Below are 16,543 nucleotides of genomic sequence, written 5' to 3'. Positions count from 1 at the left end.
TCACGAAGTGACCCCCGCGGAGTACAATACTCAATCGGCAACGCAGGAAGTTAATTCTCAAGGAAATGTCAACATGTATGTAGTTTTGAAGATACAGTAGAAACCAGCTATCATCTAGCTGGTTTTTTTGTGCGTAAAAATATTTTTTGTTAATTAAGCTATAGAAAAATAAGGGGGATGCCATTTGGCATCCCCCCAACATTTACAGTGAATGAATATAAGTTAACAGTTCCTCTTTTTCATTGGATGTTAATTTATGGTTTTCTGTAAAGGCACAGACGAAATTTTTCAGAGATCCTTCATAGGAATCCTCAATGATCTGCTGTGCATAATCTTCATAGTATTTTTTTCTGGATACAGATGGGATATAGATGGCCCTTTTTCCACTTTTGTCAATATTTAGAAAGCCTTTCTGAGCCAGGCGGGTGAGGAATGTGTTAACAGTCTGCTTTTTCCATTCCTTTTTTTCTTCTTCGTTAAAGTGAGTCATAATTTCAGAAAAAGTCGCAGGTGTTTCTCTGGACCATAAATATTTCAAGATATAAAACTCAGTTGCACTCATTGCGTTTTGTACCATTGTTTAGTCCTCCTTATATAAAGTAAAAGTACATACTGCATATTAGTATAATATATATATAAGAATTTTTCTAGATGTATAATTATACAAAAATCATACCTGAAAATAGGTTGTTTTTATCTTATAAAAAGATCTGTAAGGTTTCACAGCTCCTGTTTTTCAGGGACAAAAGCAGATGCTTCTTTGATCATGCAATATTGTTTCAGATTAAAATGTGATTTTTCTACAATTCCATAAACTTTAAATCCAAAGTGTTCATATATTGGAACATTATCAGGGTTGTGGGTTTCCAGAGAAACCAGCATTTTGTGCTGTTGTGCGTAATCCAGTACTTCATTCATCAGTAATTCGGCCAGACCATGATGCTGATGTCCGGGATCTACCGCCAGGTAAATTACATGGAGACGCTCAGTCTGGTGAAGCTGGTCTGTCCAGCTGGAATTCAGATAATCTTTTCCCTGGACAAAGTTCCAGAAGGTTTTCAGGCTGGGGTCTTCTTTGATGAGCCATCCATCAGTGGTGAGCAGAGCTTTGGCTTCAGTAAGGCAGTATTGCAGGACGTTATAAGGTTCACTTTCATCAGAAACCACCAGTATACTGTTTAATTCGCTGCTGTCTGAATAAATTTCACAGGTTTGAAAAAATTCTGTCAGGTCACAGGAAAAAAGCTCAGGCAGAAGTCGTTCTCTGGTGTCATTATCCGGTATCAGTGCATGATACAGGGGGTCTTGTGCAAAACAAACAGTCAAAAGCTTCTGCAATCGTGGTAAATCCTCTTCCTGTACTCTGTACAAATTTTTACTTTCCATAATAGTATAAAAAACTCCTTTATATATTTGTTAAGATATCATTCAGCATGGAGCAGAGCTTGGTCACTGAATTTTTAAGGTAACGGATATCGTCTTTATAGTAAGCCTTCTGTCTGCGCAGCGCGGCATCCAGGCGGCGGATTTCTATTTCCAGTACCGGATCTGGTTCCTTCATCCGTTCTTTTAGCTGCTGGACAATACCATATAGATTTTCATGATGCATAATCCGTCCGGCACCCCACATCAGCCGGTCTTTAGGCTGGTGGAGAATATACTCTGTAAAATGATAATAGACTTCCTCATCAAAGAGGAATGCATACATATTATTGTCTACACGATACAGGGCTTTCAAGGCATCGGTAATATTCTTGTCTATCAGTGCATTCTTAGCCTTTTCCAGCTGTCTGATATTGTGAAAGGCAGCATCCTGCGGAAAGATTACTTCATCCTGCCAGTTCAGGCGTACCAGGTAATCCTGAGCCTTGCGAAAAGTCTTCAGAAGCTGCAGGGAAGTATTTTCCCATTTGCGGCGAAAAATTTTCCGATCCTGTTCGGAAGCCAGAGCAGAATACTCCTTATTGACCTGGCATATTTTCTGATAAACTTCCTGTCCGAGAGATTCTGCTGTACGGAACAGAGCTCTCAATCCTTCCAGATCAGAGACAGCGAAATCCAGAGTCTTTTCTTCTGCATTTGAAGCGGCTGCCTGCATGGTATTACTGAAATTCAGAGGCGGAAGAATTAGCCTGTCATAGGCCAGAACCAGCTTCAGATAGCATTCATGATGAAAACGATATACAGGTTCCTGGTATACATCCTGGTTATCATATTGGGAATGATAATAATTCTGCATAAAGGGTCCTGCGCTGAAATCATTTACAGTGGAAGGAATGCCTGCAATTGCCATGGAAAAATCATCGGACCAGGTTTCAATAGGAGACAGAACAGAGATCCCGTCCGGATAAGCCTGGGGCGGCACAGTGAGGGAATCTGTGAATTCCCTGATAAAATCTGCATATTCATAGGTACAGCGGATAGCATCCCGGGTGTTGTGGGCATGTGCAGGAAGTTCAAAATTTAAGTTGGCAATAACTTTACCCTGCCAGTCTGGATGTACACGGAATACTTGATTGTAGGCTCCTGTAGACCAGTCATATTTGGAATCGATCACGCCCCATTCCTCAGCTGCCATAGCACAGAATACAAGGGTGTGGGCAGGTTTGTATCCGCCCTTTATCAATGCCCTGGCAATACCAAGCATCATGGCAACAGCGGCATTGTCATCCTGAAATCCATCAAAATAGGAATCGTAATGAGCAGATAAAACAATCATGTGATCTGTTTCGGTGCCCTGGATTTTTCCCACAATATTACTGGCCTGTACATCAGGCATAACCCTGGAACTGGCATCCAGAGAAACCTGCAGGGAGGCCGGATTATTTCCGGAGGCAGCGGTATTCTGAGACTGAATTTTAGAAAACAGTGCATCTTTCAGAAGCCGTGCATCTGCCTGAGACAGCGAAAATGCCGGGGCAAATTCAGGTCCGGCAATGTCCTGGGCATTCAGAGCGGTATCTGCAATTTCTCCATATCCGTTTGCCTGTACTGCGATCAATGCAGCAGCTCCCCGTAAATATGCCTGATAGACAGGAAAGCTGATCCACCATTCATCTCTCTGGTTGATCTCTACAAGTACCAGTTTATTCTGTACATTTATTCCTTCATAATCTGCAGCAGTTCCTTTTCCAAGATAAACTAATTCGTAATCCTGAAAACCATCTGTCTGAAAATTAGTCTGATAGCCTCCCATCTGGAAAAGGTGTTCTCTGCCTGATTCATCAACATATTTAAGAATTGCCTTTTCAAATTCCCATCCGTCAAGGGTAAAGGTATCTCTGGAAACATCAGTCAGACCGATCTCACACATTTCCTCATAGAGCATGTGCCCGGTAGCTGTCTCCGCTGCAGAGCCTGCAGTGCGGTAACCAAGGACGGAATTCGTTTTTTCCTTCTCCATACGTCTGGCCAGATGATAGGACCAGTCTGTATCAAGAAAGGAGATACAGTTTTCTTCTGTATTCAATGGAATCGCCTCTTTTCTGCCCTGCAAAACGCAGGGGTTCTGTTCTTTGTTTATTCGTAAAATAGTATCTGTGAAAATATACCCCTCTTTCATATGAAAACATATACTATAATCAGTATACATTTTAACGATGCAAAACACAAATAAAATCTGTTGTTATTTTTCCATGGGAATGATATGATGAAATTACTGTGATTGTATTCAATTCTGAAAAGGCAGGGCTTCTATTTCTCCAGGCCATTGCCTGAGAAAGATATACTCAAGATTATCTGATATATCATAACCCCTCAAAATACTTCATAAACTGTAAAAAAGTATTTTGAGGGGTTTCCTTTTGAAAGATTATATCGAAGAAAGGGCAGTGGAAATCGCCGGTTATATCATTGAGACAAATGCAACGGTACGTCAGGCAGCGAAGAAATTTGGGATCAGTAAGAGCACAACACACAAGGACTGTACAGAACGTCTTAGTCAGATCAATCCAGGCCTTGCAGCGGCAGTTCGCCAGGTGCTGGATGTGAACAAGCAGGAAAGACATATTCGTGGGGGTCTGGCTACCAGGGAGAAATATTTGCACCAGCAGAATTAAAAAATGTGATAAGATATAGTTATGGGACTGAAAGCATGTGACTTCAGTCGTGTGAGAAATTCCCATCAGGATAAGAAAACATAAATGATAAGGATTAAGAAAGCGAGGAAAAGAGAATGGCAGTAAAAATTTACCATGGAGATATTTTATTCACTCCGGCAGCAGATCAGCTGTCAGTTTATGAGAATAGTTATATTATAGTAGAGGACGGAGTGGTGTCACAAATCTGTGAAAGGGTTCCGGAGGAGTATAAAGGAGCAGAGATTGTTGATTACGGTGATAAATTAATTATTCCTGCTTTTTCAGACCTCCATGTACATGGGTCACAGTATGTACAGCGTGGCATTGGCATGGACTGTCTGCTTTCTGACTGGCTAAACCACTATACATTTCCGCAGGAATCACAGTTCAGGGATATGGATTATGCGAAAGAGAGCTATGATGCATTTGTAGATGACATGCTTCGTCACGGTACCTTTCATGCAAATGTTTTTGCTACGATCCATCGTGAGGCTACGGATTATCTCTTTGATAAAATGGAAGAGAAGGGAATGTATGGATATGTTGGAAAGGTAAATATGGATTGTAATTCACCGGAGTTTCTGATTGAGAAAACAGAGGATTCCCTGTTGGAAACAGAGAAATATCTGTCAGACCATGAAGGCAGCAAAAAGGTGAAAACAATTCTGGCACCACGTTTTGCTCCTACCTGCAGTGAGCCTCTGATTCTTGGTCTTGGAAAACTGGCTGCAAAGTATCATTGCGGTGTGCACACACATCTGGTAGAGTCTGTCTGGGAAGCGCAGGAGGCGTTAAAGCTGTTTCCGGGATATGGGTCTGATGCGGAAATTTATGAACGTGCAGGTTTGATGGATTATGGCCCATCCATCTTTGCCCATGTAATTTTCCCAACTGCAGAGGATAAACGGATTATGAAAAAACATGGAAGCTTGTCTGTGCATTGTCCGGATGCAACAGTAAACATTGTGGCAGGTATTATGCCACTGCAGCAGATGGCCTCTGAAGGTCTGAAGATTGCCATGGGATCTGATGTTGCGGGAGGACATGGAATTGCCATATACCGTCAGGTGGCAAGGGCAGTACAGCTGTCAAAACTGAAAGAATTTTATGAGCCGGCTGAAAGTAAGACCATTACAATCACACAGGCTTTCTATCATGCAACCAAGGAAGCAGGAAGTGTGTTTGGAAAGGTTGGATCTTTTGAAAAGGGATATGCATTTAATGCTCTTGTAATTGACAATATGGAGGATTCCTGGTCTAAGATGACTGCCCAGGAGAAGCTGGAAAGATTTTGCTATATTGGAGATGACAGAAATATCAAAGCCAGATATATAGACGGAAAATTGCTGAGTCAGGAGTTCTAATCTGTTATACTGCGATTATAGAGAAACCTCAGAGAGAAGGAGGAAATATACATATGGCATTATTAGAGGTGAACTTTTTTTCCAAGGCACTGATGCGGCCGGTAACGATGAACGTGATCCTTCCGGCAGATAAAGTCTTTTTTGAAGAGGAGACAGAAGAAGATGAAAAACCTTTCAAAACGCTTTATCTTCTGCACGGTGTAATGGGAAATTATACAGACTGGGTGACAGGAACCTGTATTAAGCGTTGGGCAGAGGAGAAGAATCTGGCAGTAGTGATGCCCTCCGGTGCAAATATGTTTTATATGGATCATCCTGAAGTTAATGAAAATTACAGTGAATTTATAGGAAAAGAACTTGTAAAGATCACACGAAGGATGTTCCCGTTATCTCATAAAAAAGAAGATACATTTATCGCTGGTTTATCCATGGGAGGATACGGTGCGATCCGAAATGGCCTGAAATACCATGATACATTCGGATATATCGCAGGCCTTTCTTCTGCTATGATTCTGGAAAAAATGGATACAGATGATGACAGTTCTCCTATGTTTTTCGAGAAGAAAACGTTCCTGGAAGGTGTTTTTGGAGATCTGTCCCAAATTCATGACTGTGAAATTAATCCGGAGTGGATTGCAAAAAAACTGAAAGAGGAAAAAGCTGAGTTTCCGAAAATGTATCTTGCCTGCGGACTGGATGATCCGCTGCTTCCTCCGAACCGCAAATTCAGGGACGCTATGAGTGAACTGGGTGTGAATGTCACTTATGAAGAAGGACCGGGAGCCCATGAATGGGATTTCTGGAATCGTTATATTAAGAAAGTCCTGGACTGGCTGCCACTGGATAAAGACAGCAAAGAAGGGATGAACAGTGGTAATGTAGGATTATAAATAATTATATTAAAAGAAGCATCTGTGTGGGAGCGATCCATGGAGATGTTTCTTTTTTTATGAAAGAAAGTGGTTTGTAGATTTCAATTGTAAATAGCTATGTATTTTTGAGAACTATGAGTTTTGGCGCATAAAAAATTGTATGAATTAAATATACTAAATGTGAAATTAATTACAATAACGCAAAAGTGAAATGAAAAAAATATCAAATGTATTATATAATAAACACAAAAATACAATAAATACATTAGAAAACAAAATAAAAAACAACAATATGCACAAATGATATGAAAAAAGTTCCAATAAACACAAATGATATTGAAAAAAATATTAAAAGAGAGTATGATTTGAGCAAATGGAGGAGGTAATGATAATGAATCAAAAAATAGAAGCATTAAAAGGGGAATTAATTGTATCTTGTCAGGCTCTTTCACAGGAGCCGCTTCATTCTTCATATATTATGAGCAGAATGGCAGTAGCCGCATTGGAAGGCGGGGCTAAAGGAATAAGGGCTAATACCAGAGAAGATATTAAGGCTATTCAAGAACAAGTAGATCTTCCGATTATTGGAATAGTAAAAAGGGATTATCCTGATTGTAAGGTATATATTACCCCTACTATGAAGGAAGTAGATGAGTTGATGGAAGTTAAGCCTGAGATTATAGCTTTGGATGCTACTGGGGCACTTCGCCCAGGGGGAATAACACTGAAACAATTCATAGAACAGATTAGGAAAAAATATCCGGATCAGCTTTTGATGGCAGATTGTTCAACTGTTAAGGAAGCACAATATGCAGATCAGATAGGATTTGATTTTATAGGAACAACCATGGTAGGGTATACAGAACAAAGCGCGGATGACAAAATTGAAAAAGATGATTTTCGTATTATCAGAGAAATTTTAAATTCAGTAAAACATCCGGTAATTGCGGAAGGAAATATTAATACACCTGAAAAAGCTAAGAGAGTTAAAGAACTGGGAGTTTTCAGTATTGTAGTTGGTTCAGTTATTACTCGCCCACAATTGATTACCAGAGCATTTGTAGATGCATTACATGAATAAATATAAAGAGCTCCAGTAAAACGAAAATTATTGCGGAAAGGAAGGATATTATTTTGAAGAGGAAGCGGGAAAACGGTGAAAATAGATTTGCCTATATTGTAAATGCACCCATGATTATTTATCTGGCCTGTTTTCTGGCATTTCCAATGATATGGGGATTGTATATGAGTTTTACAAACAAGACAATTGGAAATCCTGCATCGTTTGTTGGATTGAAAAACTATATCAGACTTTTGGGAGATCCGGAATATAGGAGATCAATTTTAAATACTGTATTTTTTACTGCTATTTCTATAGCTGTAAAAACAGTTCTTGGAATGCTCATGGCATTATCTTTGAATCAGAAATTTAAAGGCAGAAATGTAGCAAGGGCATTGCTGATGATTCCATGGACGTTGCCGAATATTGTTGTAGTTTATAACTGGCGTTGGATTTTTAATTCAACAGGTGGAATTGCCAATCATATATTAAAATCTCTGCATATTACAAATTCAGATATTATCTGGTTCGGATCAGCAGGGCTTGCAATGACTACAATCATTGTAGCTAATGTATGGAGAGGAACACCATTTTTTGGAGTTTCTATTTTGGCTAAGTTGCAGACAATTCCAAAGGATTATTATGAAGCTGCGGAAATTGATGGTGCTGGTCTTTGGAAGAAATTCAGATATATTACATTACCGGAAGTAAAAGATGTAACTATTTTATCTGCACTTATGAGTACGATTTGGACCATTAATGAATTTGAGACAGTGTGGTTATTAACCGGGGGCGGTCCAAACGGAACAACAGAAGTTATGAATGTATATAGTTATAAGACTGCTATGAGAAGTATGATGCTTGGACGAGGTATTGCAGTTGCAGTACTTGCAATGCCGATTCTTATGATTCTTATTAGTATCCTGACACGCCGTATGCTGCCGGAAAATGAATGATTGTGAGGTATTGCGTGTGCGGAAAAATGAAAGGAGAATTATATGAAAACTAAAAAGAAAACAGCATTACTTGGAAGGATATATCTGATCATATGTCTGATAGTTGCATTATTTCCAATATACTGGATGATCAATACTTCCTTTAAAAGTGATTCTGAAATTTACGCAAAAATTCCGACGTTGATTCCTCATCATCCTACTGGTGGCGCGTATGCTTACTTGATTAATAATACAAATTTTCTTGCAAGTATGAAGAACAGTTTGATTATTGCTATATCCGTTTCGGTATTTTCAATTTTAATAGCATATCCTGTTGCGTACACTTTATCAAGAGTAAAATTTAAAGGAAGACGAGTATTTTCAAAATCAGTATTATTTATGTATTTATTACCAACTACAGTTCTGTATATTCCATTATACATGTTGGTATCTAAAATGCATCTTACCAATACGATTTGGGGGCTGATTGTAATTTATCCTACATTTACATTGCCCTATGTTGCATGGATTCTTATTCCGCATATAGCAGCTGTTCCGAAGGAACTTGAGGAAGCTGCGAAGGTAGACGGATGTTCCAGGATAGGTACCATGTATAAAATTGTATTTCCACTGGCATTGCCAGGGATTATATCTACTACAATTTTTACGTTTGCAATGTGTTGGGGAGAATATATGTATGCATTGGTAAATCTGACATCAAGTCAGGTACAGACTTTCCCATTGGTTATTTCAGGATTGATCTATGGTGATATGCCACCTTGGAATCAGTTAATGGCGGGCGGTGTCCTTGCTGGTATTCCTATTATAGTGATTTATATGCTGGCTTCCAGTGGATTAGTTGGCGGAGCAACTGACGGTGGTGTAAAAGGATAATATTAAAAAGCTAATATAATAGAAAATAATTAGAAAATAATAAAAATGAAAAGTTAAAAGGAGGAACTTCTATATGAGAAAAAAATTATTATCAATGGTAATGGCAGGAACATTGGCTCTTTCATTTACTGCATGCGGAGGAAGTAGTTCCACTGATACAGAAAAAAATACGGATACTGCCAGCACGACAGAAACGCAAACAGAAGATAGTAAAACAGCGTCTGATAAAAAGTCTATTACTATCTGGGTGGAAAAAATCTTCAGTGATGACGCGAATACTAAAATGGAAGAAAGGCTGAAGGAATATGAAAAAGAAAAAGATGTAACAGTAAATTGTGAAATGGTAGCTGCTACAGATTTTGTAACAAAATTAAATGCTGCAATTGAAGCTGGCCAGAGTGTTCCGGATATTATTTCTGCAGACACAACGAAGGTATTAAATTATTATCCGAATATTCCGTGTAATGATGTGACAGATCTTGTTAATAAAATAAATGAGGAACGACCATATTTGCAGGCAAGTTATGACGGAACTAAGATCGATGATAAATATTATTATGTACCGTTTTATAGTTCTTCTACGTTAATGTTTATCAGAAAAGATAAATTTGAAGAAGCTGGTATTACTAAAATGCCTGAAACTTGGGATGAAGTGTTTGAGGATGCAAAAAAGGTAAGCGACCCAGATAATGATTTTTATGGACTTGCAATGGGCTGTGGTGAAAATGATGATGATGACGAAAACACTATTAGACAATATATGTGGAATGAGGGCGGATATCTGTTTAATGAAGATGGGGAAATAGTTGCTGATGATAAAGTAACAGCTGTATTTGATAAATATGCAGAATTATATAAAGACAAAGTAATTCCGCAGGATGCAACAACCTGGGATGCAGGTGGAAATAATGGTTCTTATCTGGCAGGACGTACAGCAATTTGTTTTAATGCACCTACATTATATAATGCATTGGTATCTGATGAACAATATAAAGAACTCTTAGATAATACTGTTGTTTTGGCTCCTCCTGCAGGAAACGAAAATAGTGTATATATGAATTTTAACCGTGGATTTGCAGTTATGAATACCTGTAAAGATACTGACCTGGCTTCAGATGTAATTTCTTATCTTCTGGATAAAGATTGGTATGATTCCTATATGGAAGAAATAGCACCTGTATTTGCACCTGTATTTGAAGATGCAAAGGAAAATACAACATGGAAAGACAATGAAGTAAATGCTCAGGCGTTGAAGTATGTAGAAAATGCTTCTGGTTATTATGGATATCCTGTAAAAACAATTAAGGGACGTACAGTTGCAGCTAAACATTATTTTACATACCCATTTGTAAAAGCAGTTAACCAGGTAGCAACAGGCACTGCTGATTCATCAGAAGCTTTAAAAAGTATGACTGCTGCAATTGAAGATTTTCAGGATCAGGTAGGTGAATAAGGATGAAGACAAAAGTATGGTTAAATCTGGATCCGCAGAAAGTGGATGTAAATTATTTATACAAAAAGTTTGAAGAAATGGGATGTGATTTTGAAGCTGAAGCAATTCCGGATAATAATCCGGAATTGCTAGTGAAAAAAGCACAGAATGTTGATATTGTGGTTGCAACTATGGAACCATGGAATGAAACAACGCTTGGCGCAGTAAAGGGAAAAGTAAAATTTATTCAAAAATATGGAACAGGAGTAGACTCTGTAGATTTAAAAGCTGCAGGAAAAAATGGGATTCCTGTTGCTAATATTCCGGGAGCCAATGCACCTGCAGTGGCAGAGGTCGCCATGATGCATATATTGAATTTAGGCAGACGATTTACTCCGTGTGTAGAGGGCTGTAGAAAAGGAATCTGGCCTTCAACAGTTACAGGAAATGAATTAGATGGGAAAACAGTGGGACTTGCAGGATATGGACGTGTAGCAAAAAATCTTGCGCGGATGATATCTGGATTTTCTGTTAAGATTATTGCATATGATCCATTTGTGAAAGAAGCGGAACCGGGACAGAATGTTACTTTTGTGGATACTTTGGAAGAACTTTTTGAGCAGAGTGATATTGTGAGTCTTCATATGCCCTTTATGCCCTCAACAGCAGGAATTATTAATAAGTCATTATTTGATCGCATGAAACCACATGCTTATTTAGTAAATACTTGCAGAGGTGGTGTAATAAATGAAGCAGATTTAATTGATGCGCTGAAATCGGGAAAATTGGCAGGGGCAGGTCTTGATGTTCTTGTAGAAGAGCCGCCAAAACCGGAGCAGCCATTGATACATATGGATAACGTATATGTTACGTCTCACATGGGAGCTGCTTCATTGGAAAGTGAGTATCGTTCTCAGGTGATTATTGCGGATAATATAAAAGAATTTCTGGAGGGAAAACTTCCGGAAAGTGTTAGAAATAAAGAGTTTTTGGTATAATAAAAAGGAGAAATCAAAATGAATATAGAGAAATTTAAAGGAGTGTTTCCGGCTTTTTATGCATGCTATGATGAAGAAGGAGAAATTAGTGCTGAACGTACACAGGCACTGGCAGAACATTTATTGAAAAAGGGTGTGAAAGGCCTGTATGTAGGTGGATCATCAGGAGAATGTATTTATCAAAGTGTAGAAGATCGAAAGAAAACTCTGGAAAATGTAATGAAGGCGGTAAAAGGAAAACTGACAGTTATTGCTCATGTAGCATGTAACAATACAAAGGACAGTTGTGAATTGGCTGCTCATGCAGAAAGTCAGGGGGTTGATGCAATTGCAGCGATTCCGCCGATTTATTTTCATCTTCCTGAATATGCTATAGCAGAGTATTGGAATGATATTTCTGCTGCTGCACCAAATACTCCATTTATTATTTATAATATTCCACAGTTGGCAGGTACTACGCTTACCATGTCACTCTTTAAAACTATGTTGAAAAATCCAAATGTACTTGGTGTAAAAAATTCTTCTATGGCGACCCAAGATATTCAGATGTTTAAGGCTGAAGCTGGAGAAGGACATATTGTATTTAATGGTCCGGATGAGCAGTTTATTAGTGGACGTGCAATAGGAGCTGATGGAGGAATTGGTGGTACTTATGCTGTTATGCCAGAATTATTCCTGAAAATAGATGAGCTTTTTAAAGAAGGAAAAATGGAAGAGGCTCTTGCTATTCAGAATAAAGCGGATCAGATTATTTATAAAATGTGCGAAGCACATGGTAACCTTTATGCAGTAATGAAAGAAATCCTGAGAATAAATGAAAAGGTTAATATTGGAAGTGTGCGGAAACCTCTTCCTGATTTAATTCCTGAGGATATGATGATTGTTAAAGAGGCAGCCGAGATGATTCGTGATGCGATTGCAGCACTAAAATAAGCATATAGTAAGGACAAGGCGCGCATACTGTGGTAGAACATAGTGTGCGCGTTTGACGTTAATATAAAAATGAGAGTAAAGGGAGTAATTATGAAAGAGTATGTATGTATTGATATAGGTGGAACTGCTATTAAAGCTGGTGTGCTGGATGAAAATGCAAGGATAATTGAGCAACTGAACATTCCTACGGAAGCAATGCAGGGAGGCAGTTATGTGCTTGCCAGAGTAAAGAAGATTATAGAACGATACATTGTTTTAAGAAAAATCACAGGAATCTGTATTTCTACTACGGGTATGGTTGATGCTGCTCAGGGGAGTATTATATACGCAAATGAAAATATGCCGGGATATATGGGAATAAATTTAAAAAAAGAAATAGAAAGAACATTTGGAATTCTCTGTGAGGTGGAGAATGATGTAAATTGTGCAGGATTGGCAGAATATTGGAATGGAGCAGCCCAAAAAAGTCAAAGTGCATTATGTATGACCATTGGAACTGGGATTGGCGGCTGCGCGATTGTTAATGGACGATTACTCAGAGGAATATCCTATTCTGCCTGTGAAGTAGGGTATATGAATATTAATGGAAATCGATTTGAAAATCAGGCGTCAACTACTGCATTGGTAAAAAAAGTGGCAGAGAGAAAGAAGGATAAGATATCTGAATGGAATGGGAAAAGAATTCTTGAATCTGCTGAGAAAAATGATAAAATTTGTATAGAAGCAATAAATGAAATGGCAGAAATTCTTGGACTTGGTATTGCTAATATTTGTTATGTTTTAAACCCGGAAATAGTAGTTCTTGGCGGTGGAATTATGCAAAGGGAAAGTATTCTGACAGATGGTATACGTAAGTCTGTGAAAAATAATCTTTTGCCGGCAATATCATCTCATATGCGCCTGGAACTTGCACATTATCATAATGCGGCAGGGATGACAGGAGCTTGGTACTGTTTCCGAAAAGCACATGAATTTTAAAGGAGAAGTGTATGGAGTTTGATGAAAAATCTGTTGTGCCGGTATTAGAAGCTAAGTATGATAGTTTTACTCAATCAGAGAAAAATATTGCAGATTTCTTTTTGAAAAATAAAAATCAGGCAGATTACTCAATCGAGACATTATCACAAAAATTATTTGTGTCGAAAGCCTCAATATCAAGGTTTGTAAAAAAATGTGGATTTAGAGGTTATAGAGAATTCATTTATCAGTATGAAAAATCTTTAAACAGTGTGAGAAAAGATGTAGCTGACAGCACCAAAACAGTATTGGATACATATCAGGAATTGATTACAAAAACATACAGCCTGATGAATGAAGCTCAGATTACCAGAGTGATTAATTTGCTTGGAATAACTCCCAGAGTTATTGTATGTGGAGCAGGAAGCTCTGGGTTGGCAGCTACTGAGATGGAAAGCCGGTTTATGAGAATTGGAATTGATATAGATTCTCTTACTGATGCAGACAGAATTCGCATGCAAGCGGTTTTTTGCAATGAAGAAAGTTTGATTATAGGAATTAGTGTAAGTGGAGAAAATGAATCAGTATTGTACCTGTTAAAGGAGGCACATCAGAGAGGAGCTAAAACAGTACTAATTACTTCAAGAGATAGTTTGTTTTTCAGAGAATTTTGTGATGAAGTAATATTGATTTCATCAAGAAAAATGCTAAACAGTGGAAATGTGATATCACCACAATTTCCTATTTTAATTATGATTGATATTATTTATAATGAATATATTTATCTCAATCGTAGAGAAAAGCTGGCAATGCATAGTGATACTTTGCGAGCATTAAAGTCGAAAGAGCATTATATGCTAAACGGAACGGGAAAAATATAATCGGAAAAATTATTTTGCTATATTGTAGCTTGTATAATTAAATATATATATTATAATGGAAATACACATATTGAAAGAGGAGGAAAATCGGTATGATTATTTACGAGGGAAAGGATTATCAGGATGTGAGCAGAAAGGCGGCAAATATTATGTCTGCTCAGATTATTATGAAACCAAATGCAGTTCTCGGACTTGCAACAGGTTCTACACCGGTTGGCATGTATAAACAGCTGATCGAATGGTACAAAAAAGGGGACTTGGATTTCTCACAGATTACTTCAGTGAATCTTGATGAGTATAAAGGACTTTCAGGGGATAATGACCAGAGCTATCGTTATTTTATGAACACTAATCTGTTTGACCATGTAAATATTGATAAGACAAGAACTTATGTACCTAACGGACTGGAAGAGGACAGTGACAAAGCATGTGCAGATTATAATGAAGTGATCCGCAGTGTGGGCGGTATTGACATGCAGCTTCTGGGAATTGGCGGAAACGGACATATTGGTTTCAATGAACCTGGAGAAGCTTTTGAGAAGGAAACTCACTGCGTAGACCTTACAGAGAGCACCATCAAGGCAAATGCAAGATTCTTCGAAAGTATGGATGAAGTTCCGAAACAGGCATACACTATGGGAATCAAGAACATTATGGCAGCAAAGAAAATTCTTCTTGTAGCAACAGGAAGTGCCAAGGCAGATGCTTTGTACAAATCCTTGTACGGACCGATCACACCAAATGTACCGGCATCTATCCTTCAGCTTCATCAGGATGTAACTGTAGTGGCAGATGAAGATGCTTTAAGTCTTATTAAAGAAAAAGGACTTCTGTAAAATATACAGTAAAGGGTGTAGAAAAATGATCATTAAAAACGGTAATGTATTTCAGGAAGATGGAAGCTATAAAGTAACAGATTTATATATAGAAAACGGCAGGCTTGTAGCTTCTGAGGAAGAAGTGACAGATAAAACGGAACTGGATGCGGCCGGTCTGAAAGTACTGCCTGGTCTGGTTGATATTCACAGCCACGGTGCAGTGAGACATGATTTCTCAGATGCAGATGTGGATGGCTTGAAAGTTATTCTTCAGTATGAGAGATCACAGGGAGTAACTTCTTACTGTCCCACATCCATGACTCTTCCCAAAGAAGAACTTCTGAAAATCTTTCAGACGGCAAAGGATGTAGATCAGGATGAAACCTGTGCCCGTATTGTCGGTATCAATATGGAAGGACCATTCCTTGATCCTGCAAAAAAGGGTGCACATGTAGAGGGATATATCCGCAAACCGGACATTGAATTTTTCAGAGAGTGCAATGAAGCGGCAGGTGGACTGATCAAACTGGTAACTCTTGCTCCGAATATGGAAGGTGCAGAAGAATTTATCAGGGAACTGCATAATGAAACAGTTATTTCTATTGGACATACAGCGGCAGATTATGACTGTGCTGCACAGGCTATGAAGCAGGGGGCAGTTCATGTAACCCATCTTTATAATGCCATGAATCCTATGGGACACAGAGAACCAGGAGTGATCGGTGCAGCAGCAGATAATGAAGACTGTATGGTAGAACTGATCGGTGACGGGATCCATATCCATCCGGCAGCTGTAAGAAATACTTTCCGCCTTTTTGGAGATAGCAGAGTGATTCTGATCAGTGATTCTATGATGGCAACCGGTATGGAGAATGGCAAATATGAACTGGGTGGTCAGGAAGTAACTATGAAAGACAGAAAAGCTACTCTGGCAGACGGTACGATTGCAGGTTCTGCAACTTGTCTCTTTGACTGTATGAAGAGCGTTATCTCCATGGGAGTTTCGGAAAGAGAAGCGATTCTTGCTGCAACTGCAAACCCGGCAAGAAGTATCGGAATTTTTGATGAAGTGGGTTCTCTTACACCTGGAAAACGTGCGGATATTGTTCTGGCAGATGAAGAACTGAATATTGTAAAAGTGTTATAAAAATAAATGACAGGGGATATGGCAGAAGTATTTTGAAAAAAATAATCTGCTGTATCCCCTGTATTAATATTCCAATTATTATCTGACTTGCCATGGTTGTTACAGCGAATATCCCAGCAGTTATATATTGGAAAACAAGTGTCTATAGTATATAATTAGAAAACAGAAAGAAT

General features: G+C 38.5%; 16 protein-coding genes. 13 read left to right on the top strand and 3 right to left on the bottom strand.

The window, feature by feature from the left end; genetic code table 11:
• Nucleotides 1-202 precede the first annotated feature (202 nt).
• From ACTNC6_RS10060 to ACTNC6_RS10050, 3 genes are all read right to left on the bottom strand, one after another.
• The gene (locus ACTNC6_RS10060; RefSeq protein ID WP_173742717.1) at nucleotides 203-577 is read right to left on the bottom strand and encodes a BlaI/MecI/CopY family transcriptional regulator; all 375 of its coding nucleotides are present in this window, start codon (nucleotides 575-577) and stop codon (nucleotides 203-205) included.
• Between the two features lie 143 nt (nucleotides 578-720).
• Entirely contained in the window at nucleotides 721-1,386 is a 666-nt protein-coding gene (locus tag ACTNC6_RS10055; protein WP_173742716.1) for a GNAT family N-acetyltransferase, read from the bottom strand.
• Between the two features lie 19 nt (nucleotides 1,387-1,405).
• On the bottom strand, nucleotides 1,406-3,403 hold the full coding sequence (locus ACTNC6_RS10050) for a M28 family peptidase (RefSeq protein WP_441043998.1): 1,998 nt from the start codon (nucleotides 3,401-3,403) through the stop codon (nucleotides 1,406-1,408).
• Nucleotides 3,404-3,803: 400 nt separating this feature from the next.
• Between ACTNC6_RS10050 and spoIIID the strand changes: the two genes are divergently transcribed.
• The 13 genes from spoIIID (at nucleotide 3,804) to nagA (ending at nucleotide 16,370) form a co-directional block, all read left to right on the top strand.
• A complete protein-coding gene (gene spoIIID / locus ACTNC6_RS10045; protein WP_019160446.1) occupies nucleotides 3,804-4,058 on the top strand; it encodes a sporulation transcriptional regulator SpoIIID in 255 nt (84 codons plus the stop codon).
• A gap of 116 nt (nucleotides 4,059-4,174) precedes the next feature.
• Nucleotides 4,175-5,443, top strand: coding sequence for an amidohydrolase family protein (locus tag ACTNC6_RS10040; RefSeq protein ID WP_441043993.1), 1,269 nt, complete (start codon nucleotides 4,175-4,177; stop codon nucleotides 5,441-5,443).
• 53 nt (nucleotides 5,444-5,496) lie between these two features.
• Nucleotides 5,497-6,333: an alpha/beta hydrolase gene (locus tag ACTNC6_RS10035; protein ID WP_173742712.1), complete on the top strand. Its 837-nt coding sequence runs from the start codon at nucleotides 5,497-5,499 to the stop codon at nucleotides 6,331-6,333.
• A 373-nt stretch (nucleotides 6,334-6,706) separates the two neighbouring features.
• A complete protein-coding gene (locus tag ACTNC6_RS10030) occupies nucleotides 6,707-7,396 on the top strand; it encodes an N-acetylmannosamine-6-phosphate 2-epimerase (protein ID WP_441035786.1) in 690 nt (229 codons plus the stop codon).
• A gap of 53 nt (nucleotides 7,397-7,449) precedes the next feature.
• Entirely contained in the window at nucleotides 7,450-8,331 is an 882-nt protein-coding gene (locus tag ACTNC6_RS10025) for a carbohydrate ABC transporter permease (RefSeq protein ID WP_173742710.1), read from the top strand.
• A 42-nt stretch (nucleotides 8,332-8,373) separates the two neighbouring features.
• Nucleotides 8,374-9,204, top strand: a complete 831-nt coding sequence (locus tag ACTNC6_RS10020; RefSeq protein WP_173742709.1) for a carbohydrate ABC transporter permease — start codon at nucleotides 8,374-8,376, stop codon at nucleotides 9,202-9,204.
• Nucleotides 9,205-9,277: 73 nt separating this feature from the next.
• Entirely contained in the window at nucleotides 9,278-10,657 is a 1,380-nt protein-coding gene (locus ACTNC6_RS10015; protein ID WP_243873969.1) for an ABC transporter substrate-binding protein, read from the top strand.
• A 2-nt stretch (nucleotides 10,658-10,659) separates the two neighbouring features.
• The gene (locus ACTNC6_RS10010) at nucleotides 10,660-11,634 is read left to right on the top strand and encodes a D-isomer specific 2-hydroxyacid dehydrogenase family protein (RefSeq protein ID WP_441043992.1); all 975 of its coding nucleotides are present in this window, start codon (nucleotides 10,660-10,662) and stop codon (nucleotides 11,632-11,634) included.
• 18 nt (nucleotides 11,635-11,652) lie between these two features.
• Nucleotides 11,653-12,567 carry a dihydrodipicolinate synthase family protein gene (locus ACTNC6_RS10005; RefSeq protein WP_173742707.1) on the top strand — a complete coding sequence of 305 codons (915 nt, stop codon included), beginning with the start codon at nucleotides 11,653-11,655 and terminating at the stop codon, nucleotides 12,565-12,567.
• Between the two features lie 90 nt (nucleotides 12,568-12,657).
• Complete coding sequence (locus ACTNC6_RS10000) at nucleotides 12,658-13,545, top strand: ROK family protein (protein WP_173742706.1); 888 nt, start codon at nucleotides 12,658-12,660, stop codon at nucleotides 13,543-13,545.
• A gap of 11 nt (nucleotides 13,546-13,556) precedes the next feature.
• Nucleotides 13,557-14,405: a MurR/RpiR family transcriptional regulator gene (locus ACTNC6_RS09995; RefSeq protein ID WP_186994643.1), complete on the top strand. Its 849-nt coding sequence runs from the start codon at nucleotides 13,557-13,559 to the stop codon at nucleotides 14,403-14,405.
• Nucleotides 14,406-14,497: 92 nt separating this feature from the next.
• Nucleotides 14,498-15,241, top strand: a complete 744-nt coding sequence (nagB, locus tag ACTNC6_RS09990; protein WP_173742704.1) for a glucosamine-6-phosphate deaminase — start codon at nucleotides 14,498-14,500, stop codon at nucleotides 15,239-15,241.
• 25 nt (nucleotides 15,242-15,266) lie between these two features.
• Nucleotides 15,267-16,370 carry an N-acetylglucosamine-6-phosphate deacetylase gene (gene nagA / locus ACTNC6_RS09985; RefSeq protein WP_441043991.1) on the top strand — a complete coding sequence of 368 codons (1,104 nt, stop codon included), beginning with the start codon at nucleotides 15,267-15,269 and terminating at the stop codon, nucleotides 16,368-16,370.
• Nucleotides 16,371-16,543 lie beyond the last annotated feature (173 nt).

Source organism: Blautia sp. HCP3S3_C4, from assembly GCF_052064095.1.
GTDB lineage: Bacteria > Bacillota > Clostridia > Lachnospirales > Lachnospiraceae > Blautia_A.
The sequence above is the reverse complement of the archived record's forward strand: the minus strand, read 5'-3'. Positions and strand labels throughout refer to the sequence as shown.

Bases quoted from the DNA above. Each gene is read 5' to 3' on its own strand.
- ACTNC6_RS10020 (WP_173742709.1), top strand. From the start codon at position 8,374: ATGAAAACTAAAAAGAAAACAGCATTACTTGGAAGGATATATCTGATC.
- ACTNC6_RS10035 (WP_173742712.1), top strand. From the start codon at position 5,497: ATGGCATTATTAGAGGTGAACTTTTTTTCCAAGGCACTGATGCGGCCG.
- ACTNC6_RS09995 (WP_186994643.1), top strand. From the start codon at position 13,557: ATGGAGTTTGATGAAAAATCTGTTGTGCCGGTATTAGAAGCTAAGTAT.
- nagA (WP_441043991.1), top strand. From the start codon at position 15,267: ATGATCATTAAAAACGGTAATGTATTTCAGGAAGATGGAAGCTATAAA.
- ACTNC6_RS10060 (WP_173742717.1), bottom strand. From the start codon at position 577: ATGGTACAAAACGCAATGAGTGCAACTGAGTTTTATATCTTGAAATAT.
- ACTNC6_RS10010 (WP_441043992.1), top strand. From the start codon at position 10,660: ATGAAGACAAAAGTATGGTTAAATCTGGATCCGCAGAAAGTGGATGTA.
- ACTNC6_RS10005 (WP_173742707.1), top strand. From the start codon at position 11,653: ATGAATATAGAGAAATTTAAAGGAGTGTTTCCGGCTTTTTATGCATGC.
- ACTNC6_RS10050 (WP_441043998.1), bottom strand. From the start codon at position 3,403: ATGGAGAAGGAAAAAACGAATTCCGTCCTTGGTTACCGCACTGCAGGC.
- ACTNC6_RS10000 (WP_173742706.1), top strand. From the start codon at position 12,658: ATGAAAGAGTATGTATGTATTGATATAGGTGGAACTGCTATTAAAGCT.
- ACTNC6_RS10055 (WP_173742716.1), bottom strand. From the start codon at position 1,386: ATGGAAAGTAAAAATTTGTACAGAGTACAGGAAGAGGATTTACCACGA.
- ACTNC6_RS10015 (WP_243873969.1), top strand. From the start codon at position 9,278: ATGAGAAAAAAATTATTATCAATGGTAATGGCAGGAACATTGGCTCTT.
- nagB (WP_173742704.1), top strand. From the start codon at position 14,498: ATGATTATTTACGAGGGAAAGGATTATCAGGATGTGAGCAGAAAGGCG.
- ACTNC6_RS10030 (WP_441035786.1), top strand. From the start codon at position 6,707: ATGAATCAAAAAATAGAAGCATTAAAAGGGGAATTAATTGTATCTTGT.
- ACTNC6_RS10040 (WP_441043993.1), top strand. From the start codon at position 4,175: ATGGCAGTAAAAATTTACCATGGAGATATTTTATTCACTCCGGCAGCA.